The organism is Paenibacillus ilasis (assembly GCF_043195395.1).
GTDB classification, from domain to species: domain Bacteria; phylum Bacillota; class Bacilli; order Paenibacillales; family Paenibacillaceae; genus Paenibacillus_AQ; species Paenibacillus_AQ lautus.
In genome coordinates, this window is sequence record NZ_JBHDJG010000005.1 from 140,357 (window position 1) to 161,005 (window position 20,649).

General features: G+C 51.5%; 22 protein-coding genes. 3 read left to right on the forward strand and 19 right to left on the reverse strand.

Features of this window, described 5'->3' with window-relative positions; translation table 11 throughout:
- Positions 1-64: 64 nt before the first annotated feature.
- The 8 genes from ACETK5_RS30665 to ACETK5_RS30700 form a co-directional block, all read right to left on the reverse strand.
- Positions 65-1,027 (reverse strand): MraY family glycosyltransferase, encoded by a 963-nt coding sequence (locus ACETK5_RS30665; protein WP_326115746.1) that lies wholly within the window; start codon positions 1,025-1,027, stop codon positions 65-67.
- A gap of 522 nt (positions 1,028-1,549) precedes the next feature.
- The gene (locus ACETK5_RS30670) at positions 1,550-2,851 is read right to left on the reverse strand and encodes a pyrimidine-nucleoside phosphorylase (RefSeq protein WP_100541419.1); all 1,302 of its coding nucleotides are present in this window, start codon (positions 2,849-2,851) and stop codon (positions 1,550-1,552) included.
- A 190-nt stretch (positions 2,852-3,041) separates the two neighbouring features.
- Positions 3,042-3,749, reverse strand: coding sequence for a purine-nucleoside phosphorylase (gene deoD, locus ACETK5_RS30675; protein WP_009589537.1), 708 nt, complete (start codon positions 3,747-3,749; stop codon positions 3,042-3,044).
- A 23-nt stretch (positions 3,750-3,772) separates the two neighbouring features.
- A complete protein-coding gene (deoB, locus tag ACETK5_RS30680; RefSeq protein ID WP_394059616.1) occupies positions 3,773-4,951 on the reverse strand; it encodes a phosphopentomutase in 1,179 nt (392 codons plus the stop codon).
- Positions 4,952-5,030: 79 nt separating this feature from the next.
- Positions 5,031-6,209: a NupC/NupG family nucleoside CNT transporter gene (locus tag ACETK5_RS30685; RefSeq protein ID WP_326115749.1), complete on the reverse strand. Its 1,179-nt coding sequence runs from the start codon at positions 6,207-6,209 to the stop codon at positions 5,031-5,033.
- Between the two features lie 80 nt (positions 6,210-6,289).
- Positions 6,290-6,955, reverse strand: coding sequence for a deoxyribose-phosphate aldolase (deoC, locus tag ACETK5_RS30690; protein ID WP_394059617.1), 666 nt, complete (start codon positions 6,953-6,955; stop codon positions 6,290-6,292).
- 393 nt (positions 6,956-7,348) lie between these two features.
- Positions 7,349-8,284: a sugar-binding transcriptional regulator gene (locus tag ACETK5_RS30695; RefSeq protein ID WP_100541415.1), complete on the reverse strand. Its 936-nt coding sequence runs from the start codon at positions 8,282-8,284 to the stop codon at positions 7,349-7,351.
- 174 nt (positions 8,285-8,458) lie between these two features.
- Complete coding sequence (locus tag ACETK5_RS30700; RefSeq protein ID WP_100541414.1) at positions 8,459-9,193, reverse strand: ThuA domain-containing protein; 735 nt, start codon at positions 9,191-9,193, stop codon at positions 8,459-8,461.
- Between the two features lie 299 nt (positions 9,194-9,492).
- Here ACETK5_RS30700 and ACETK5_RS30705 point away from each other — a divergent pair, with 299 nt between their 5' ends.
- Positions 9,493-10,371: an AraC family transcriptional regulator gene (locus tag ACETK5_RS30705; RefSeq protein ID WP_394059625.1), complete on the forward strand. Its 879-nt coding sequence runs from the start codon at positions 9,493-9,495 to the stop codon at positions 10,369-10,371.
- A gap of 503 nt (positions 10,372-10,874) precedes the next feature.
- On the opposite strand, the gene rnhA is transcribed toward ACETK5_RS30705, so the two are convergent.
- Together rnhA and ACETK5_RS30715 are read right to left on the reverse strand one after the other, a co-directional pair.
- Positions 10,875-11,537 carry a ribonuclease H gene (gene rnhA, locus ACETK5_RS30710; RefSeq protein ID WP_100541413.1) on the reverse strand — a complete coding sequence of 221 codons (663 nt, stop codon included), beginning with the start codon at positions 11,535-11,537 and terminating at the stop codon, positions 10,875-10,877.
- 28 nt (positions 11,538-11,565) lie between these two features.
- A complete protein-coding gene (locus ACETK5_RS30715; protein ID WP_326097788.1) occupies positions 11,566-11,790 on the reverse strand; it encodes a hypothetical protein in 225 nt (74 codons plus the stop codon).
- Positions 11,791-12,037: 247 nt separating this feature from the next.
- Here ACETK5_RS30715 and ACETK5_RS30720 point away from each other — a divergent pair, with 247 nt between their 5' ends.
- On the forward strand, positions 12,038-12,997 hold the full coding sequence (locus tag ACETK5_RS30720; protein WP_100541411.1) for a helix-turn-helix transcriptional regulator: 960 nt from the start codon (positions 12,038-12,040) through the stop codon (positions 12,995-12,997).
- 76 nt (positions 12,998-13,073) lie between these two features.
- On the forward strand, positions 13,074-13,595 hold the full coding sequence (locus ACETK5_RS30725; RefSeq protein WP_394059618.1) for a DinB family protein: 522 nt from the start codon (positions 13,074-13,076) through the stop codon (positions 13,593-13,595).
- Between the two features lie 138 nt (positions 13,596-13,733).
- On the opposite strand, the gene ACETK5_RS30730 is transcribed toward ACETK5_RS30725, so the two are convergent.
- Genes ACETK5_RS30730 through ehuB form a run of 9 tightly spaced genes read right to left on the reverse strand, consistent with a single transcriptional unit; the run spans position 13,734 to position 20,465 of the window.
- Positions 13,734-14,264: a DUF2179 domain-containing protein gene (locus tag ACETK5_RS30730; RefSeq protein WP_100541409.1), complete on the reverse strand. Its 531-nt coding sequence runs from the start codon at positions 14,262-14,264 to the stop codon at positions 13,734-13,736.
- On the reverse strand, positions 14,261-15,169 hold the full coding sequence (gene thpD, locus ACETK5_RS30735; RefSeq protein ID WP_100541408.1) for an ectoine hydroxylase: 909 nt from the start codon (positions 15,167-15,169) through the stop codon (positions 14,261-14,263). The genes ACETK5_RS30730 and thpD overlap by 4 nt, the downstream gene beginning before the upstream one ends.
- A 14-nt stretch (positions 15,170-15,183) precedes the next feature.
- Entirely contained in the window at positions 15,184-15,576 is a 393-nt protein-coding gene (locus ACETK5_RS30740; protein WP_100541407.1) for an ectoine synthase, read from the reverse strand.
- The gene (gene ectB / locus ACETK5_RS30745) at positions 15,573-16,865 is read right to left on the reverse strand and encodes a diaminobutyrate--2-oxoglutarate transaminase (RefSeq protein ID WP_100541406.1); all 1,293 of its coding nucleotides are present in this window, start codon (positions 16,863-16,865) and stop codon (positions 15,573-15,575) included. The genes ACETK5_RS30740 and ectB overlap by 4 nt, the downstream gene beginning before the upstream one ends.
- Before the next feature lie 16 nt (positions 16,866-16,881).
- Positions 16,882-17,394: a diaminobutyrate acetyltransferase gene (gene ectA, locus ACETK5_RS30750; protein ID WP_100541405.1), complete on the reverse strand. Its 513-nt coding sequence runs from the start codon at positions 17,392-17,394 to the stop codon at positions 16,882-16,884.
- 25 nt (positions 17,395-17,419) lie between these two features.
- Positions 17,420-18,277, reverse strand: coding sequence for an ectoine/hydroxyectoine ABC transporter ATP-binding protein EhuA (ehuA, locus tag ACETK5_RS30755; protein WP_100541404.1), 858 nt, complete (start codon positions 18,275-18,277; stop codon positions 17,420-17,422).
- A 13-nt stretch (positions 18,278-18,290) separates the two neighbouring features.
- Complete coding sequence (gene ehuD, locus ACETK5_RS30760) at positions 18,291-18,953, reverse strand: ectoine/hydroxyectoine ABC transporter permease subunit EhuD (protein WP_100541403.1); 663 nt, start codon at positions 18,951-18,953, stop codon at positions 18,291-18,293.
- Positions 18,954-18,955: 2 nt separating this feature from the next.
- Positions 18,956-19,609, reverse strand: coding sequence for an ectoine/hydroxyectoine ABC transporter permease subunit EhuC (gene ehuC, locus ACETK5_RS30765; protein WP_100541402.1), 654 nt, complete (start codon positions 19,607-19,609; stop codon positions 18,956-18,958).
- Between the two features lies 1 nt (position 19,610).
- Positions 19,611-20,465: an ectoine/hydroxyectoine ABC transporter substrate-binding protein EhuB gene (ehuB, locus tag ACETK5_RS30770; RefSeq protein ID WP_100541528.1), complete on the reverse strand. Its 855-nt coding sequence runs from the start codon at positions 20,463-20,465 to the stop codon at positions 19,611-19,613.
- Between the last annotated feature and the right edge of the window lie 184 nt (positions 20,466-20,649).

Sequence of the window (20,649 nt, forward strand, 5' to 3'; positions counted from 1 at the left end):
ACATCGATTTGGAGACGAGACTTAAATAACGTACTGGAAAAAGCTGATGTCAGGCTTTCACGCCTCAGGCGCCGCCATTCATCGCAAGTATGATTGCAGCCAGACCGAAACATAGATTCAGCAAACACAGAAATACTAATGTCTGCTTCTGATTGAGTCCCGTTGCCAGCAAACGATAATGCGCCTGGGATGCATCGGCCTGATAGATCGGCTTGGACTGAATCATTCTGCGGATGACCACAATGATATTATCGAAGATCGGCACGCCCAGAGCGAAGATTGGAACGAATAAGGACGCCAGGGTTGCACCTTTAAACGCACCATCCAGGGCAATGATCCCGAGTATGAACCCGAGGAAGGTGGCGCCGGCATCTCCCATAAACACGCGGGCAGGCGGCTTATTATATCGTAAATATCCCAGCGCAGCACCTACAAGAATGACGGCAAGCAGCGCGGATTCGCCTCTGCCCAGCGTAATCGCCACAACAAACAGCGTGCCTCCGGATATGGCGGAGAGCCCTCCAGCAAGACCGTCGATGCCATCCGAGAAATTAATGACTGTCGTTACACCGAAAATCCACAGAATCGTTAAGATGAGCTGCAGCCATTCCGGCAGGTTAATATACTGACCCGTAAACGGATTGTTGAATCCTTCAAACGCGATGCCATAGCTGTATACAACGACGGCTGCGCTGACCTGTACAATGAGCTTCGGCAGCGAAGCCAGTTCCTTGCCTTGGGACTTATACCAATCATCCACGAGTCCAATGCCAAGAATAAGAGCACTACCGATAAAGATGCCTACCGCTTCCCTTGAAATGGCGCCGGTAAGCGCAAAATAGGTGATGAAAAATCCGATGAATATGGCGACCCCCGCTGTCAGCGGTATCGGCTCGCGGTGTATTTTCCGCTCGCTGTCCGGTCTTGGCTTGTCCACAAAATCAAGCTTGATCGCAAGTTTGCGAAATGGCGGAATCAGTACCAATACCAGCACCATGGATATGACAAACGCTGCAAAATAGAGCATGGTTTCCTCCCAATAAATGATGAATAATGGAGAACATTGCATTCTAAGTATATGACTTATATCGAACTCTATCAACCTATCAAAAGAAAAAGGCTGCAGCATCAGTAGAATTTCTACTTAGCAGCAGCCCTCCCGGACTCACAGGTTAAGACTCCTTCTTCACCGCAAGTCCGATGATCATAACGATAAGTGCCAGCAAAGCAATCAACTGATCGATGGTCATGGCCAAAAGCCTCCTTCAAGCAGGATGGCTCTTGCCCGGGCTACACATCTCCCTCTCCCGTTAAATGCCTTACGTTTTTCCCCACTACCATCTTATGAGGGCTCCCACCCGTTTTATGACGGGGGCCGCCAAAAAACCTGCCCCCGTTCATAAAACACGAAAAAGGCAGGTTGCATCGGCATACCTTGGAAAATGAATACGGATATAGGGATGAGATGTGTTATTCTCACGGAGAAGTAGACCCTCACCCCGATGCTCCCCAGGGTTGCGTTTATGACTCGCTTCGGATTAGGCTTCCCTTACTCCGTCACGATGTCATAAATCAATACAGGCGCATCCGCATGATCTGCAATCCGAATGCTCTCATACAGCTTCTGCTTCACGTCATCCACGTTCTCGCGGTTAGCATGAATGGTGACAAGGGAATCACCCTTCTTCACGGCATCGCCGACCTTCTTGTTCAGCATCAGGCCTACAGCCAGATCAATCTCGGATTCCTTCGTTGCACGGCCGGCTCCAAGCAGCATCGCTGCGGTACCGATCTCATCCGCTACCAGCTCAGCGACAACACCGTCCTGCTGCGCAGGAAGCTCAATAAGGTACTTCGCCTTCGGCAGTCGGTCGGGGTGATCCACCACGGACGCATCTCCGCCCTGGTTCTGGATGAATTCCTTGAATTTCTCCAATGCTTTGCCGTTGCGGATAACCTCTCTGAGCTTCTCTTCGGCATCTTCAAGCGAATCTGCCTTCTGAGCGAGGTAAACCATCTGCCGGCCCAGAGCCAGGCACAGCTCCTCCAGATCCTTCGGACCCTCGCCGCGAAGCGCATCGATCGCTTCCTGCACCTCCAGCGAATTGCCGATCGCAGCCCCAAGCGGCTGGCTCATATCGGAGATGACAGCCATCGTTTTGCGGCCGACATTGTTGCCGATGCTAACCATGGCATGCGCCAATTCCTTGGCATCCTCCACGGTTTTCATGAACGCGCCTGCTCCGGTTTTCACATCCAGGACGATGGCGTCCGAGCCAGCGGCAATCTTCTTGCTCATAATGGAGCTGGCAATCAGCGGAATGGAATTGACGGTAGCCGTCACATCCCGAAGCGCATACAGTTTTTTGTCCGCCGGGGTGAGGTTCCCGGTTTGGCCGATGACGGCGATTTTATGTTGATTCACAAGGTTCACAAATTCGTCTTTGCTGATCTCCACATGAAATCCTTCAATGGACTCCAGCTTGTCAATCGTTCCTCCGGTATGGCCCAGACCGCGTCCGGACATCTTCGCTACGGGAATATCCAGAGCCGCTACAAGCGGAGCCAGAACGAGTGTCGTGGTGTCGCCTACGCCCCCGGTGGAGTGCTTATCAACCTTGATTCCCTCAATTGCGGACAGATCAATCGTTTCTCCGGAGTTTACCATCGCCATCGTCAGGTCCGCCCGCTCCCGGTCCGTCATGTCCTGGAAATAAATCGCCATGTTCATGGCGCTCACCTGATAGTCGGGAATATCTCCTTTGGTATATCCGTCGATAAAGAAATTGATCTCTTCTGTTGTCAGTTCCTTGCCGTCTCGTTTCTTCGCAATTAAATCAACCATTCTCATCGTACATTCTCCTCACTGTTTGCGATGATTGTATTCCTTCCACGGGCATCACTACAAAAGCGGATTGTTCTTCCGATCGCTGTTGCCCCCAGATTCCTTATATATCATTAATATTGTTGGAATCCGTGGGCAAAGGCGACCGCTTCGCTTCTCCAAAACAATTCCGCCTTCTTCGCTCGGGGCCGTTTCCTTACAACGAAATCGCCGTATCCAGCGCGACTTCCATCATCTCGTTAAACGTCGTTTGGCGCTCCTCGGAAGAAGTCTCTTCCCCTGTCAGCAAGTGGTCACTTACGGTCAGGATCGTCAGGGCATTCACACCGAAGCGTGCGGCAATCGTGTAGAGGGCCGTTGTCTCCATCTCTACGCCCAGCACGCCGTGCTGCATCAGCTTCTCAACCACCGACTTGTCCTCACGGTAGAATACATCGGACGTGAACACGTTGCCGACATGCATCTTAAGCCCTTTCTCCTTGCCGCGCTCGTACGCGCCGAGCAACAGCGGGAAGCTGGCTATCGGGGAGAAATCATAACCGTTAAAGTGGTGACGGTTCATGCCGGAATCCGAGCAAGCCGCCTGGGCCAGAATGACGTCGCGCACCCGGACGTGCTCCTGCATCGCGCCGCAGGTTCCGACGCGGAACAGGTTTTTGACGCCATATTCCCGAATGAGTTCATTGACATAGATCCCGATGGAAGGCACGCCCATGCCCGAACCCTGCACGGATATGCGTTTTCCTTTATAGGTTCCCGTAAATCCAAGCATCCCCCGCACTTCGTTGTAGCAGGTCACGTCCTCCAAATACGTCTCGGCAATGAATTTAGCCCGCAGCGGGTCGCCTGGCAGCAGAATCGACTCCGCGATATCTCCCGGTTTCGCTCCAATATGTGTACTCATGTCCCATTCCTCCACTTGTTCGATTATTTCAAATCACTCAAAAAGCTGGTTCCGTGCTCCGGCAGCTTCACGCCGAAGTTGTCAGCAACCGTGGCGCCGATGTCGGCAAAGGTCTTGCGAAGCGGCAGTTCCTTGCCTTCCGCAAAGCGAGGGGAATATACAAGCAGCGGCACGTATTCTCGCGTATGGTCCGTGCCCTTGTAAGTAGGATCATTCCCGTGGTCGGCCGTGATGATTAGGAGATCGTTCTCCGTCATTTTCTCGAATACCTCCGGCAGGCGCCGATCGTAATCCTCCAGCGCTTGGCCGTATCCTTTCGGGTCGCGGCGGTGTCCGTATACGGCATCGAAATCCACGAGATTCAAGAAGCTCAGCCCCTTAAAGGATTCATCCAGGGTTTGCACCATTTTGTCCATGCCGTCCATGTTCGATACGGTTCTGACTGCCTTCGTAATGCCTTCCCCGTCGTAAATATCGGAGATTTTACCGAGGGCGATGACGTCAAGACCGGCATCCTTCATCTCGTTCATCGTCGTACGTCCGAAAGGCTTCAAGGCATAGTCATGCCGATTCGCCGTACGCTTGAAGCTCCCCGCCTCGCCGATAAAAGGACGGGCAATGATCCGGCCGAGCATATACGGATCTTCCAGCGTGATTTCGCGGCAGAACTCGCAGATTTCGTACAGCTCCTTGAGAGGAACCACATCTTCATGAGCGGCGATTTGAAGCACGGAATCGGCAGAGGTATAGATGATCAAGGCCCCTGTTTTTACATGCTCTTCGCCAAGCTCTTCGATAATCTCCGTTCCGCTGGCCGGCTTGTTGCCGATGACCTTCCGTCCGGTTTTCTCTTCGATGCGCTGAATCAGCTCGTCCGGGAACCCGTCCGGGAACACGCGGAATGGCGTATCGATATACAAGCCCATGATCTCCCAATGGCCTGTCATGGTGTCTTTGCCATTCGAAGCTTCCTGCATTTTCGTATAGTAAGCCCGAGGTTGATCCGTTGCAGGGACGCCCTCGATCTCCCGGATGTTGGACAGCCCGAGCGCTGCCATGTTCGGCATGTTCAGCCCGCCGCATTCGCGGGCGATATGCCCCAGCGTGTCGGAGCCGATATCGTCGAAATCAGCCGCATCCGGTGCTTCCCCGATGCCGACGGAGTCCAATACGATCAAGTGAATTCGGTCAAAACGTTCCATATCCATTGCTCCCCCTCATATATGAGTTTTTAATCAAACTATCCATAAGGCTCGCTTGTAGTAGTCCTTCAAACCTGGCTTACAGGAACAGTCCGGTAATCGTGGCCGACAGCACGCTCACCAGCGTTGCGCCGTACAGCAGCTTGAGACCGAAACGCGCAACCACGTTCCCCTGCTTCTCGTTCAGGCCTTTGACCGCGCCGGCAATGATGCCGATCGAGGAGAAGTTGGCGAAGGACACCAGGAATACCGATACGATACCCACGGTGCGTTCGGACATATTCGTGAAGTTGGCCAGATCGAGCATCGCGACGAACTCATTCGATACCAGCTTCGTAGCCATGATGCTGCCTGCATCCACTGCTTCTTTCCAAGGCACGCCCATGACAAAAGCAAATGGAGCAAAAATATATCCTAACAGCTCCTGGAAGGTGATTCCGAAAATCATATCAAAAATGCCGTTGATCATCGCGATTAAAGCAACGAAACCAAGGAGCATCGCTGCAACGGTAATCGCTACCTTGAAACCGTCCATGATGTACTCGCCCAGCATCTCGAAGAAGGATTGCTTCTCCTCTTCCTGCACCTCCAGGATATCCTCTTCCTTATCCACCTTGTAAGGATTGACGATGGAAGCAATGATAAAGCCGCCAAACAGGTTCAGTACAAGCGCGGTCACCACGTACCGTGGCTCGATCATGCTCATGTAAGCCCCGACGATCGACATCGATACGGTGGACATCGCGGAAGCACAGAGCGTATACATACGGTGCTTCGGAATTAAGGCGATCTGTTTTTTTACCGAAATAAACACTTCGGATTGCCCCAGGATCGCTGAAGCTACCGCGTTGTAAGACTCCAGCTTACCCATGCCGTTGACTTTACTCAAGACGAGACCGATATATCTTACGATAAACGGCAGTACCTTAATATATTGAAGTATACCAATCAACGCGGAAATAAACACGATTGGCAGCAGGACATTCAAGAAGAACGGACCATCACCTTCAATGGCAAAGCCGCCAAATACAAACCCGATTCCGGCTCCGGCGTAGTCAAGCAGCGCTTTAAACGTATTCGCTATCCCTTTAACAAGATACTCGCCGACATTGGTGTTCAGCAGGATGAATCCAAGGATCAGCTGCAGCCCAATCATGACGGCCAGCGGACGGTAACGGATGTGACGCTTATCATTGCTGATAAGGAACGCAAGACCGAATACGACCAGCAAACCTAGTATGGCGATTATATATTTCATCGTCGTTGTTCCCCCATAGGTGATTTTTTTGATATGACACGGCTATAGAATCATCGAAAACCGGATATTCACAAAAGCATTTAGTAGGAAGAGCTGGATTGGCCGCCTTCCATAATTTTCACGCCGGAGCTGGCACCGATCCGTGTGGCCCCCGCTTCGATCATGCGGTCCATATCTTCCTTGCTGCGCACGCCGCCGGAAGCCTTCACGCCGATGTTCTCGCCAACGGTTTTGCGCATCAAGGCTACGTCTTCCGGCGTCGCCCCGCCAGTCGAAAACCCTGTTGACGTCTTCACAAAGTCGGCTCCCGCTTGCACGGACAGCTTGCATGCACGAACCTTTTCTTCCTCCGTCAGAAGGCTTGTCTCAATGATGACTTTAACCAGGGCTTTGCCTTTAGCTGCATCCACTACAGCTTGGATATCTTTCAACACGAGCTCATCATTGCGATCTTTGAGCGCTCCAATGTTGATGACCATATCAACCTCCGTAGCCCCGTTAGCAATAGCGTCCTTCGCTTCATAAGCTTTTACCGCGAATGTTGCAGCTCCCAGAGGGAAACCGATAACCGTGCATACTTTGACGTTGGTGTCCGCCAGCTGCTCAGCACAGTAGGATACCCAAGTCGGGTTCACACAAACCGAAGCAAACTCGTACTTTTTGGCCTCTTCTGTAATTTTCGTAATCTCGGCTTGGGTTGCATCCGCCTTCAAGAGCGTGTGGTCGATCATTCCTGCTATATTCATCTGGTTAAAACACTCCTTAAACTGTTTTTTAATAATCTTGTAAAAGCGCTATCATAACGCTTAATCCTTTAGACGGGACCATCATATCACAGCCTTGAACATATGTAAAACACATATTGAAAATATGTTCATTCCGATTTATGGCAATGATATTTATCATTGTTGACTAAAACGACAATTGATCATTCAGGAATAATCTAACAATTCACTACGTTTACTATGCTCTATACCCGATCAGGGTAAACATAATCAGATAATAAGACCCGTTTCCTGTTATGACAGCTATTTTTAACGCATTAAAAAACACCTCATCCAGGAGAGCGCGAAGCTGTAACGGCTTCTAATCTCCCTAAAACGAGGTGTCTATAAAATATCCAAATCAAGTTGAGCATTTCATGATAACAAGGCTTGCGCCGTAAACTGGTCCGTCACCAGGATGTTTGCATACTTGCCGATCAGCGCAGCTCGAATGGCATCTACCTTTCGCTGCCCGCCTGCCACGAGAATGGATTTCTCCTTGTGCCTGAGATCATCCAAATCGATGCCTACCGTACGATTGTTAATATCCTCGCTGCACACCGTGCCCTCCGCATCAAAAAAACGGGAGCAAATATCGCCCGCGCCGATCCGCTGCAGCAGTTTCTGTTCTTCCTTGCTAAGATAGCCGAGCCTGAACAGCAGCGCGTCCTCATGAACGGTACCCACCGTGAATATGGCGATGTTGGCTTGTTTGCCTAATTGGATAATCCGCTGGATATGCCGGTCCCTCTCCACCATTTCTTTCAGCTCGGTGGTGTCAAAGATGACGGGCAGCGGCAAATATCTCGCCATCGTGTGGTATGCCTCGGCAAAAAGATTGACGATCTCTGCGGCATACGTGTTCACATGCGAATGGCTGACGCCGCCCTTCAACTGCACGACCTCGACGCCCCGAACGGGCTTCTGCTGCAGCTGAAGCGCCACGGCATGCATGGTCGTTCCCCAGGTTACGCCGATAATATCGGCATCCTGGACCGTTTCATGCAGGTAATCGGCCGCCCTTTTGCTGATATGCTTCTGGATTTCGCGGTATTCATTGATGGGAGAGTAACTCACCAGCACCTGTTCCAATCCGTACTCCTTCTTCACCCTTTCGCCCAAAGCGTCCAGGTCCTCGAGAGGGTCCACAATGCTGATCTGCACGTAGCCCTGCTCCTTGGCGTGCTGAAGAAGCCTGGAGACCGTAGGACGTGAAACGCCGAGCTTTGTCGCGATATCCTGCTGGCTGTAATCCGACATATAATACAATCTTGCTGCCTCGATGCTAAGGCGCTGTTTATCCTGATCCATGATCCAACCCACTTTTATTTATGTCGTAACCGAATTGGGTACATTATACATTGTTCTTAGGCGGATTTCGATAGCCGCCGTTATGATCAAAATAAACAAGCGCCCGATCAACGGTCGTATTCCTGACATCTCAGGCAATACAACGTTGACGACGGACGCTTGCAAGGGATCGGCCTATACCGGCTGAACGTATTCGAGCGGAGATACCCGGCCATAGGAGGTCTTGGCGCCTTGGATCGGCGCCGCCCAGGCGACGGCATTGGTAATTACCTGTTGAATTTCAGGTTGATGGTAAGTAGGGAATGCTTCATGACCCGGTCTAAAATAGAACAGCTTCCCGCGTCCGCGCTTGTAGCAGCAGCCGCTGCGGAATACCTCCCCGCCTTCGAACCAGGAGACAAACACCAGTTCATCCGGTGCCGGGATCTCAAAGCGCTCCCCGTACATTTCCTCCTGCGGAACCTCGATATATTCTCCAAGTCCGCTAACGATCGGATGGCTGGGATCAATGACCCACAACCGTTCCTTCTCACCGTCATCGCGCCATTTCAGTGCGCCTGTGTTGGTGCCGAGAAGGCGCTGGAAAATCTTCGAGCCGTGGCCGGAATGCAGCACGATGATCCCCATGCCGTCCAATACGCGCTGGCGCACTTTTTCCACGATATCATCCCGTACTTCGCCGTGAGCCACATGACCCCACCAGATCAGGACGTCCGTTGAAGCAAGTACTTCATCTGTTAATCCGTGTTCCGGATCATCCAGCACGGCCGTGCGTACGTCAAATTGTGTGTCCTTCTCCAGAAAATCAGCAATCGTCCGGTGGATGCCTTCGGGGTAAATCTTTGCGATCTGTTCATTATGTCTCTCGTGCCGGTATTCATTCCATACCGTTACATTGATAGTAGCCAAGAGTATGGCCTCCTTTAATATTAATTAATATCCTACGCTCTTCCGTCCAGCTGGAAACCGTCGTTCTCTGGTTCTTGTTTGCATCCCCGTAACGTTGTATCCAGTGCATGACCATTGCCGTTAACCACATCAGATAAAAGCCTGCAGCTGATCTCCGCGGAAAGACGTCCGTAAGACCTCTTATACATTCATCCCAAGTATAGGCTGTGTTACAATGAACGGGAATGTGTGAAAGTTACTCTTTTTGTACAAAAACGACTTCACGTTTTTTTGGGGAGAGGGTGGAATTCGTGCTATCGATGAACGCGGACTATGTGCCAAGAATCAAACTGATGGGATTTGTCTCCTACAAGAACCCCTGGATTCATTTCAAGCGGAACACACACGAGTATATTCTGTATTTCGTGAAGAGCGGCGAGCTTCATATGCGGGAGAACGGCGTTTCCCATGTGCTCAAGAAAGGCGACTTGCTGGTCCTTGAACCGCATCTGGACCACGAGGGAACCCAGAAACATCCCTGCGACTACTACTATATTCATTTTGAACACCCCGATATTCATCATGCGCCCGAGCGCCCCTTATCCTTGCTGGCCAAACAATGGATCATGGGCGAGAACCAGACGACCGGCAAGGATGACAACAGACAGCTATATTTCCCCAAGATCTGCACGCTAACCCAGAAAAAAAGCCTTCATCATATGTACCATGCTCTTGGCGAAATGCTGCAGCTGTACAGACGAAAGCACTTTAACCGCAGTTTGACCGCACTCAAATTCATGGAAATGCTGATCGAGCTGTCCCGCGAGAGCCTATTCGATGAGCTGGAGAAGAACAGCCCGCACACCAAGTCCTATATGAAGGTGCATGCGCTCCTTGACTACATCCATGAACATTACGCCGAGAAAATCATCAGCTCGGATATCGAACAGCGCTTCGAATGCAACTATGATTACATCAATCGGGTGTTTGCCAAGCTTACCGGACATACGATCATGCGATATGTGAATCAGGTACGAATCAATCATGCGAAGGAATTAATCGAGGCCACGCACCTCAGTTTCGGAGAGATCGGGTATCTAACCGGCCTGGAGGATCCGTTTTATTTCAGCAAGGTGTTCAAAAAATACGTCGGCATGTCCCCCAATCAATACTATAAGCAGGTCCGTGAGAAGGAATAAGGTTAAACGTGCTCGTCGCTGGCTCCCGGTATAAAGGTCATCGTATCGTGAATAGATCCACAGCAAGCGTTGCGCCTGACCTCCGGCCTTGGGGATAACCGTCTCCTCCCTCGAGTTTAAAGGGGAGTTATGCTTGCACTTCTCCACATTTGTTCACAAACGCTGGATAACTTCCATGAAATATAAGATCGAAATTGGATGTATGCGGAACGAACGGGGATAATGTTTATAACTCTGTGTATAACGAACTCATTCATCATGTTATGCACAGTCCTTTGGATGTGAAGCAAGCGTCCTTCGTTTGAATTATCCACATGCTTCGATTTGGACTTTTTTGCATTCGAGCCCTAAATCAATGGAGTATCAAAAAAAAGCGAAAACAGGGAAGCCCTCCCTGTCTTCGCTTTATAATTGTAAGGGTGCCGCCCAGTGGCAACAAAAACGTCGATATCAAACCTACGGCTTGATACAACTTTGAACGGTTTCCTTCTGCTATCCCTCATTTATTTGCGTCCGTAATCGGCCTTTATCTCTCCCCAGCTCTTCGTTTGCCATTTCAGCACCTTGTTCTCATATGTATTGGTTCGAAGCCAGTGCTCGGCCCGGTCCACCAGATCCCAGATCTCTTTGGTGGACGCATCGCGCGGCAGCGTGGAGACCACCTTCTTCTGCTTCAGCCATTTGAGCGCATTCATGGAATCGCTGTACACCGTCTTGGTGCTGCCGATTTTCTTCAGGTAAGCCAGCGCGTGAACGATAGCCAGAAACTCGCCGAGATTGTTCGTCCCCTTCGAAATCGGTCCGCACGAGAACAGAATATCTCCCGTCTGCGTATCCACGCCTTTGTACTCAACGGGTCCGGGGTTTCCCCGCGTCCCGACATCTACGGAAATGCTGTCGTAATCGATCTCGCCCGGTTCGTCCGCGGCAGATGGGCTGCTTCGCTTGTAGTTTTTGGAGCCAGAGCTGCCCGATTTGCTTCCGGACTGCTGCCCCCAGTAATTTTTATAGCCTGCCGCATAAGCCTGTTCCGCTTCGCTCCGGGATTCGAACGCCTTGAACTTCGCGCCTGTAAACTGATTGACCTGCTGCTGGCAGTCGCCCCAGCTTGTATAAATTCCGGGCACTTTACCTACCCAGACTACATAATATTTTTGCTTCGCCATCATAAACCTCCATCCTGAACTAACCTCTCTAGCGTACTATATCACATCCTCCGAAACCAACAAAAAAAGCGCCATCGTCTCCGATCCGCTTTCTGTGTTTGATCTTATTCCATTGTTCCTGTTTGGTCGGCTTCACTCTCACATGCTGTGACAGCGCACTGTAATCTTCGTTGGTCTTTCTCATCGAGACGGCTGACCATGTTCCGGCACGTTCCGCTTTGCGGAGCGCTTTTTGCGTTTTGGTACGGGCCATGAGGCTCACACTCCTTGTATTATGGAATTCCCTTATATTGTACGGCAAAAGAGGCGGGAATGGAACAAAAGTCGCTCAGGATCCGCCACTCCGCATGAACGATCCCTGCAATATATTCCTTCTCGTTAACCATAGTAGAGATTTCATTTTCCGACTCATCTGTATCTCCTCTCCTTACTTAATAAAACCTATGATATAATACGGAATCATTGGAGAATAGATCCAATTATGATAGGAGAGTGTACCGATGAAACTGGAGCGGCTCATATCCATGATTTACATGCTGCTGAACAACGAGATTCTGTCGGCGTCTGCCCTGGCAGAGAAATATAACGTGTCTCAGCGAACCATATACCGCGACATCGATGCGATCTGCGCAGCCGGCATACCGGTTGTATCGTACCAAGGGGTGAACGGCGGGTATGGCATTATGGAGCAATACAAGATGGACAAAAGCTTGCTCGGCTCCTACGATGTCAGCGCCCTGATCACCATCCTGCACAGCATGTCAACGGTGTTTGAGGATGAACGGGCCATGGATACCATTCAGCGTCTGCAGACCATTGATCGTTCCGCCAATTCCGCATCGCAGGGATTGTCCATGGATATCGGGAGCTGGCGCTCTTACAACGAAATCCTCCGTCTTCTTCGCCGCGCCATTACCGATAAACATGTGATCTCCTTTCAATACATAAGCGCCAAGAATGAACGCATTCACCGTAAAGTCGAGCCCTTGCGACTCATGTATAAATTCGGATCCTGGTATCTGTACGGTTTCTGCAGAACAAGGGCCGATTACCGCGAATTCCGCATTTCGAGAATGTCGGAGCTTTCCACGTCCGCCGAGCCCTTTCAGCACCAGCATTCGGAGGAGCACACGCACGGGTCCCATCTTCAAGAGCAGAATCCATTCCACCGAGGGGAGCAGCACAGCTGGGAACCTTCACCCGATGCGATAGAAGTGATCCTTCACGTATCCCCCCGTGCCTTGGCCAAAGCGATGGATCAATTCTATGATGTACAGCGGGAATTTCATGATGACGGCTCGCTCCGTCTCACGTTCAGGGTCGAACATCCGGATTCCTGGTGGTTCTGGTCTACCCTGCTGAGCTTTGGCGAGGATATCGAGATCATCGAGCCCGCTGACTTAAGGACGCGCATGCAATCCAAATTAGAAAAAATGCTGCAGGTTTACGCAAAAGTATGACAGTCCGCTGTCATACTTTTTTATTTACAATGTTCCCAAGAAAGCAAAAAACACGAAGCCAAAGGGGACGATCACGATGAACTATCCTGTAAAAATGTATGAATACCATGTATGGGCCAACCAAGCGATATTCAACCGTCTGCTGGAGCTGCCGGGCGAATTGTACAATCGGAAAATAACGAGCATTTTCCCAACCGTATCCGAAGCATTGATTCACATCTACACGGCGGATTTCGGATGGATGAACATTTTATCCGGGATGGACATGAACCTTGCTTTAGCAGAAGCCTTCCAGCTTCGGGAGGAGCTTGAGGCCATTTCACTGGAGGATCTAAACCTCCGGTTTATCGAACTATCAGAGCGATTCACGGCCTTTCTCCGCCAGCAGCCTGATATGGAGCAGATGATCCGATTGGATAATCCTTATGCCGGCATCCGGGATACTCGCCTATCCGAGATCATACTGCATGTCGTGAACCACGGCACCTACCATCGTGGAAATATTGCCGCCATGCTGCGGCAGCTCGGAAGCTCCTCTGCGATGACCGACTACGCTTTTTTTTGGTACCAGAGTGAACCGGAGTTGGTTCTTACCTAAATGACTCACTGCATATCGGCAATCGTCCCTGATCCGGAAATTCCCCCCTGTTAGCATGCAGACAAATGCCGCACCGAAATAAGCCTGCTTCAGAACCGGGTTCCGAAGCAGGCTTTCCTGTATCCTATTAAAGGCGCGCTACAATTTGCGTCCTTCCGTCAATCGTACCCAGAATCCGCCTTTAAAGCTTTTCGGTTCATGGGAGATAATGAACGCCTGCGGCGACATTTTGGATAGTGACTCCATCAACCGCCGCTCGTTCTTCCGTTTCACGAGAACTTGAAGCACGAGCCGTTTGCCATCCTTGCCATCCGCTTCCCAGGCGGTCACGCCATATCCCTTCTCCCGCAGGTTCATCGCCAGGTTCGTCTCAACGGAATTGACAATGACCTGTACCACGATATATCCAAGCGCCAAATACTCCTCAATCCGGCTGCCGGCATATACACCGAGGCCAAAGCCCAGGCAATAGGCCGCCATATTAAAGGGATTGTCCAGATTTTGCAGGACAAGATTGAGGCCGAGCAAGTAGACGAATACCTCGAGCATGGCCAGAAGGGAGGCGATCCCCCTTCTGCCTTTGATCATCAGAATCAGCCGCAGCGAAAAGATCGAGACATAGACCACGTTGATGCCGATGATGGAGCCGATAAGTGGCAGCGAGATCATAGAGAATCACGAGTGGCGATATACTCCGGTCTTGGCTTCTGGCCCGAATACGGCTGCTTGACCTTATTCTCCACGCTGTTATAAACCATAAAAATATTGCTCCGCGGCATCGGCGTGATGTTGCTGTTCGAACCGTGCATAATGTTGCAGTCGAAAATCACGATCGAGCCCGCTTTGCCGACAGGCGTGTCGATACCGCCTTCCTTCACCATCCGCGTCAGGCTGTCATGATCCGGAACCCCATACTCCTGCTTGCGCAGAGAATCCTTGAAATGATTCTCCGGCGTTTGGCCGATGCAGGCCACGAATTCCTTATGCGATCCAGGCACAACCATAAGCGGCCCGTTGAAGGGGTAATTGTCCTCCAAAGCAATGGAGCAGCTCAAGGCTCTCATGCGTGGCATGCCGTCCTCAACATGCCACGTTTCGAAATCGGAGTGCCAATAGAACTCCTTGCCCGTGAAGCCCGGCTTGTAATTAATCCGCGATTGATGGATATACGTCTCGCTTCCCAAGAGATATTCCATGATCGCCTGGAGCCTCGGATGCCGGGAGAGCTGCTTGAATACTTCATGACTCTCATGCACCGCAAATACCGACCGAACTTCGTCCCCGCCCGGCTCCCGGATCACCTCGTCCTTCTCTGAGTCCCGCGCCGTTATCTGCAGCCTGCGGGCCTCCTCCTGATATCGCGATAGCTCCTCCCGATCAAAGAAGCCTTCCAGAAATAAATATCCGTTGCGCTCGTAAAAGTCGGACTGCTCCTGCGTTAATGCAGCATCCGGCGTCCATTCGGAATATACAACAGGATCCTGTCTCTTTAAGATCCGGGGCTCCGGATGCAATCTTGAAGGATAAACGTCCAGTTCTTTTTCCTGAAGGGCCGACACATGATTATTACTCATCGCATATCATCTCCTTAGTCTGAAATTGGGGCAAGCAGCGGATAGGTTCCTTCTTCATCGTGAACTTCAGCACCGGTAAGCGGCGGATTGAATACGCAGACCATCCGCATTTGCGAACGTGCCCTCAAATAATGCTTCTCATGACCGTCCAGCGCGTACATCATCCCAGGAGATATCGCGTAGGTTTTACCCCCGATAACCTCGATTTCCCCCTCCCCTTCGATGCAGTACACGGCTTCGACGTGGTTTTTGTACCAGATCAGCGTCTCCGTTCCGGCCTTGATAAGGGTATCATTGAGAGAAAAGCCCATGCCATCCTTGGTCAGCAGCAGCCTTCTCGAATTCCATGTCTGGGTATCGATATCGTCCTTGGTATCCACGATCTCTTCCAAATGTTTAACAATCATGACAACCTCTCCTCTGCAGCTAATTGTTTCATACTGTTCTCAAATATCCCCAATCCCTGTGCCAATGTGTTCATTTCTATCGTCAGCGGCGGCATCAGCTTCGCTACCTCGCTATGCGGGCCTGACGTTTCCATAATCAGTCCTTGCTCAAAGGCCATTTCGGATAGCCTTCCTGCGAGCTCCGGCTTAGCAAAAGCAACCCCTTGAATCATGCCTCTGCCGCGAATCTCGCCGCCGAGCTGTGGGTAATCCTTCACAACGCCTTCCAATGATTGGCGGATCCGATTCTCCCGAATGCCGATATCGAGCTGAAAATCTTTTGTTTTCCAATAATTCAGCGCTTCGGCCGCGGCAACGAATCCGAGATTATTACCCCGGAAGGTACCGTTATGCTCCCCCGGCTCCCATCTATCGATCTCCGGTTTGATCAGCGTAATCGCCATCGGCAGGCCAAAGCCGCCAATCGATTTTGAGAGACATACGATATCCGGCACAATGCCGGCATCATCAAAACTAAAGAACGGCCCGGTTCTGCCGCAGCCCATCTGGATATCATCCAGAATAAGCAGCATCCCCTTATCCTTGCAGATGCGCGAAAGCTTCTGCAGCCATTCCCGACTGGCGGCGTTCAATCCGCCTTCCCCCTGCACCGCCTCGACGATCACGGCGGCCGGAAGCGGAATGCCGCTTCCCGGATCATCCAGAAGCTTCTCCATATATGCCATCGTATCCACGTCGTTGCCAAAGTAACCGTCATACGGCATAAATACCGAATGGTTCAGATCCACGCCGGCGCCTTGACGCTTGAAGGCATTGCCGGTCACCGCCAGCGATCCCAGCGACATGCCATGAAAGGCATTCGTGAAGCACAGAACGGTGCTGCGCCCTGTCACTTTGCGGGCGATTTTGAGCGCTGCCTCTACGGCATTCGTTCCGGTCGGACCGGGAAACATCACTTTGTGATCCCACCCGCGCGGCTTCAGGATGACCTCCTGAAATCGGGTCAGAAAGGTTTCCTTCGCATCCGTAGCCATATCCAGGCTATGCGTGACGCCGTCCTTCAGGATGTAGTCGACCAGCTTCTCGCGAATCTTCTCATTGTTATGTCCATAATTTAAAGCGCCGGCTCCCGCAAAAAAATCAATGTATTCATTGCCCTGCGTATCCCACAGCTTTGCATTCCGGGCTTTGTCAAAAACGGTCTGAAAGCTCCGGCAATAACTTCTTACTTCCGATTCCAGCTTGTTAAACACGGTAAGCTTCGGTTTCTCCATGACTTGGTTGTCCATAGTTCCCTCCATTTGTTTAAATGTCATTGAAAAAGGGGCCAATCACGAATAACGGCTCATCTTCATGTGTCGTGCCATCCGGAAACATCTCGGCTCCATAACCTACCGTTACGGTGCTCGGAATGGATTTCTCTTCGGCATAACCGAGAAACAATCTGCGTGACGCCATATTGCTGGGCGATACTGTCGTTTCAATGAAACGGACGCCATGACATGCCTTCTGGTTCATGAGGCCTGTCAGCATCGCCTTCGCAATCCCCTGCCTCCGGTGCGAGCTTGCAACGGCCACTTGCCATACGAACAGCGTCTCCGGATTGCGGGGAGAACGGAAGGCGGAAATAAAACCAATGATATCCCCTTCATCCTCGGCGATCATGCAGGTATCATGGAAGTAATCTCCAAGCAGCATGTAGCAATAAGGGGAGTTCAGATCAAGTGATCCGGTGTCGCGTATAAGCTCCCACACCCGGGTGCCATCCCTTGCTTCCGGTCTTCGGTAAACAATTTCGGTTTCGGTATTTACAGCCATTCTATACAATCACCTCTTTCCAGAACTAATTTCCGTTGGAACGGAATCGCTGCAGGAAGCTCTGCAGCCGCTCGCTCTGAGGATCATCGAATATCTCCTCCGGCGTGCCCTGCTCAACGATCCTTCCGTCGGCTCCGAATATGACCCGGTCCGCGATTTCCTTCGCAAAATCCATCTCATGCGTAATCAGCATCATGGCCATTTCGCCTTCTTCGGCGATCTCCCGAATGACCTCCAGCACCTCGCCGACCAGCTCCGGATCAAGAGCCGAGGTGACCTCGTCAAACACCATCACCTTCGGCCGCATGACCAGCGCTCTGGCGATGGCAACCCGCTGCTTCTGACCTCCGGACAGATTGGACGGATACATCTTCAGCTTGTCGGCCAAGCCGACCTTGCCCAGCATGGAGACGGCCCGCTCCTCCGCCTCCTCCTTGGATAAACCCAGCACTTTGCGCGGGGCCTCCGTCACATTGCGAAGCACATTCATGTGCGGGAACAGATTAAAATGCTGGAAGACCATGCCGACATTGCAGCGCATCCGGTGCAAATGCTTTTCGTTGGCCCGAACCAGCTTGCCTTTCTCCTCCATATGCCAGAGCAGCTCGCCATCCACCTCGATGGTTCCTTCGGTGGGTTCTTCCAGCGTCATCAGCATCCGGCCCATCGTCGTTTTGCCCGATCCACTCGGACCGATCACAGCTACCTTTTCTCCCGGCTGCATTTCCAGATCGATGCCCTTAAGCACCTGGAGGTCACCAAATGACTTGGTCACGCCGGTATATTTTACAATCGGCTTTGTACCCGTAGCGGTAGCGAGACTTTTCTCCTGCTGCGGCTCCTTCGGCGCTTCCGCTTGCTCATCGATCACAACGGCATTCAATAGACTCCCCTCCTTATTTTCCACGCTGCAGATTCATACGCTTTTCCAGCCTTTGCACAAGCAAAGAGGCGATATAACTGATGATCAGGAACAGAATCCCGACCAGCGTATACGGCTCAAATGCGCGGAACGACTGCGACACGATATTTTTGGCCGTCAGCATCATCTCCACCAGCGTTATGGCGCATAGAATCGGCGTTTCTTTAAACATGACAATCAAATAATTGCCCAGTACCGGAATGATCGGCGGTACGGCTTGCGGCAGGATAATACTCCGCCAGGTTTGGGCTTTCGTGTAATTCAGTGCTGTGGCAGCCTCCCATTGTCCCTTCGGCACTCCCTCGATTCCGGAACGGTACACCTCGGAAAGATATGTGCTGTAATGCAGCCCGAGACCGATCACCCCGGCATAGAAAGCCGGAATGGAAATTCCCGTGAGGAGCGGCAGACTGTAATACAGGAAGAAGACCTGAACCAGCAGCGGTGTATTGCGAATAAATTCGATGATTCCTTTGGTTAGGAGCGACAACACCTTAAATCGGCTCCGTGTCGCAAAGGCAAGCAGCAATCCGATGATCAAAGCCACCGCGAAAGCGCAGAGCGTCACCCATACCGTCATCTTTAACGCATTCAAGAGCTGCGGCAGGATATCCCACACATAGTTCCAGTCCCACATGGCTATAACCTCCCCGCTGTCCATTTACGCTCCAGCAGTCGAACCGCCAGCGAGACGAGCGTAGCAATGACAAAATACATGAGGAGCAGCAGCACCAGAATCTCGGTCGTCCAGGAGATGTAATTGTTGCGGAGCACCATCGCCTGATACGTCAAATCCGCCATCGTGATGAAATAAACCAGTGAGGTGGATTTGATGAGTTCCACAAGCTGATTTCCGAAAGGGGGAAGCATTCGCAGGGACGCTTGAGGCAATATCACATTCCACAGCCTTTGCCAAGGCTTCAGATTAAGCGCTAAGGCGGCTTCCCACTGTCCTTTCGGAACGGCCAGCACGGCGCTTCGAACGATTTCCGAGCCGTATGCGCCGAAGTTCAGCCCGATCGCGAGGATCGCCGCCAGCATTTTCGGAAGCTCGATGCCGATGAACGGAAGGGCAAAATACAACCAGAACAGCTGCACCAGCAAGGAGGTTCCCCGAAAGACTTCCACGTACACGGCTGTCAACGTCCGGACGATCCACAGCTTCGACAGCCGGCATAATCCGGCTGCAAAGGACATCACGATAGCCAGTATGGCTGAAAAAAACGCGACGATAATCGTGATCTCTGCTCCTTTAAGCAGCGTAGGGAGAAAATCGATCCAAGAATTCGGCATGCTATTCCCCGCAAAGCGCGGCGGCCGTCATCTCACCCGGAAGCTCTTCTTCCGTGAACCCGAACTCTTGCAAAATTTCGAGCAACTCGCCAGACTCCTTCATTTTTTGCAGCTCCGCATTGTAAGCCTCCTGGAACTCGGTATCCGCTTGGCGAAAAGCCGTAGCGCCGTAACCGCGAACGCTCTCTCCGTCGATGACCGGCTGCTCGAAATCAGCCACGCGTTCGATGCTGTCGTCGTTAGCCGAATCCAGCATCGCCTGCAGGGACGGCCCCGTCATCGTAATCGCCTGCACCCGGTCTGCCTGGAGAGCGCTGATGGCCGAGGCCTGGTCAGGGACCTGTACGATCCGGTCCGTGGGAATACCAGACTTCTCCATATAGCCGATTTCGACCGCGCCGGTCATGACGGCTACCTTGGCCTGGTCATTCTTGGCAATGTCCTCATAGCTTCCGAGTTCCATCGGGTTCCCTTGCTTCACCGCAATGGCTTCCCCGATGCTGTACTCCGGATCGGCAAACAATACGGCAGAGCAGCGGTCCGGATTAATGAACATGCCTGCGGTAATGAGATCAAACCGCTCAGCCTGCAGTCCGGCAACCAGTGAACCGAATTCCGTAAGCTCTCCCCTCATTTCCTTGATCCCAAGCCGTTCCAGAATAACTCGGGCAATCTCAACCGCTTCTCCCGTCAGCTCCCCGTTGGCCTCTTTATAGGCATAAGGCTTCTCATTCGCAAAACCCACGGTGATATATCCCTGCTCTATGGCGCGATCCAGCGTACTCCCTTTGTCGCCGCAAGCCGCAAGCGATACCACCAAAATCAATGACAACATCAGTACAACGACTTTCTTCAAAACTTTTCCACAACCTTTCGTTATGACTTTGCAATTCTTAAAAAATGGCATGATGAAATAATCCTTGTTAATTTATATGTTAACTTGGATATAAAGACATTCAGATACCTTGCACGGGTCGGGGCTTCAGGGAAGATGATTCATCCATCTCCGTGCACGCTTTAACCCAATGCCGTCTGACCGA

Excerpts from the sequence above, each read along its gene's own strand:
- ACETK5_RS30665 (WP_326115746.1), bottom strand. The coding sequence starts at position 1,027 with ATGCTCTATTTTGCAGCGTTTGTCATATCCATGGTGCTGGTATTGGTA.
- ACETK5_RS30670 (WP_100541419.1), bottom strand. The coding sequence starts at position 2,851 with ATGAGAATGGTTGATTTAATTGCGAAGAAACGAGACGGCAAGGAACTG.
- deoD (WP_009589537.1), bottom strand. The coding sequence starts at position 3,749 with ATGAGTACACATATTGGAGCGAAACCGGGAGATATCGCGGAGTCGATT.
- deoB (WP_394059616.1), bottom strand. The coding sequence starts at position 4,951 with ATGGAACGTTTTGACCGAATTCACTTGATCGTATTGGACTCCGTCGGC.
- ACETK5_RS30685 (WP_326115749.1), bottom strand. The coding sequence starts at position 6,209 with ATGAAATATATAATCGCCATACTAGGTTTGCTGGTCGTATTCGGTCTT.
- deoC (WP_394059617.1), bottom strand. The coding sequence starts at position 6,955 with ATGAATATAGCAGGAATGATCGACCACACGCTCTTGAAGGCGGATGCA.
- ACETK5_RS30695 (WP_100541415.1), bottom strand. The coding sequence starts at position 8,284 with ATGGATCAGGATAAACAGCGCCTTAGCATCGAGGCAGCAAGATTGTAT.
- ACETK5_RS30705 (WP_394059625.1), top strand. The coding sequence starts at position 9,493 with ATGAACGCGGACTATGTGCCAAGAATCAAACTGATGGGATTTGTCTCC.
- rnhA (WP_100541413.1), bottom strand. The coding sequence starts at position 11,537 with ATGGCGAAGCAAAAATATTATGTAGTCTGGGTAGGTAAAGTGCCCGGA.
- ACETK5_RS30715 (WP_326097788.1), bottom strand. The coding sequence starts at position 11,790 with ATGGCCCGTACCAAAACGCAAAAAGCGCTCCGCAAAGCGGAACGTGCC.
- ACETK5_RS30720 (WP_100541411.1), top strand. The coding sequence starts at position 12,038 with ATGAAACTGGAGCGGCTCATATCCATGATTTACATGCTGCTGAACAAC.
- ACETK5_RS30725 (WP_394059618.1), top strand. The coding sequence starts at position 13,074 with ATGAACTATCCTGTAAAAATGTATGAATACCATGTATGGGCCAACCAA.
- ACETK5_RS30730 (WP_100541409.1), bottom strand. The coding sequence starts at position 14,264 with ATGATCTCGCTGCCACTTATCGGCTCCATCATCGGCATCAACGTGGTC.
- thpD (WP_100541408.1), bottom strand. The coding sequence starts at position 15,169 with ATGAGTAATAATCATGTGTCGGCCCTTCAGGAAAAAGAACTGGACGTT.
- ACETK5_RS30740 (WP_100541407.1), bottom strand. The coding sequence starts at position 15,576 with ATGATTGTTAAACATTTGGAAGAGATCGTGGATACCAAGGACGATATC.
- ectB (WP_100541406.1), bottom strand. The coding sequence starts at position 16,865 with ATGGACAACCAAGTCATGGAGAAACCGAAGCTTACCGTGTTTAACAAG.
- ectA (WP_100541405.1), bottom strand. The coding sequence starts at position 17,394 with ATGGCTGTAAATACCGAAACCGAAATTGTTTACCGAAGACCGGAAGCA.
- ehuD (WP_100541403.1), bottom strand. The coding sequence starts at position 18,953 with ATGTGGGACTGGAACTATGTGTGGGATATCCTGCCGCAGCTCTTGAAT.
- ehuC (WP_100541402.1), bottom strand. The coding sequence starts at position 19,609 with ATGCCGAATTCTTGGATCGATTTTCTCCCTACGCTGCTTAAAGGAGCA.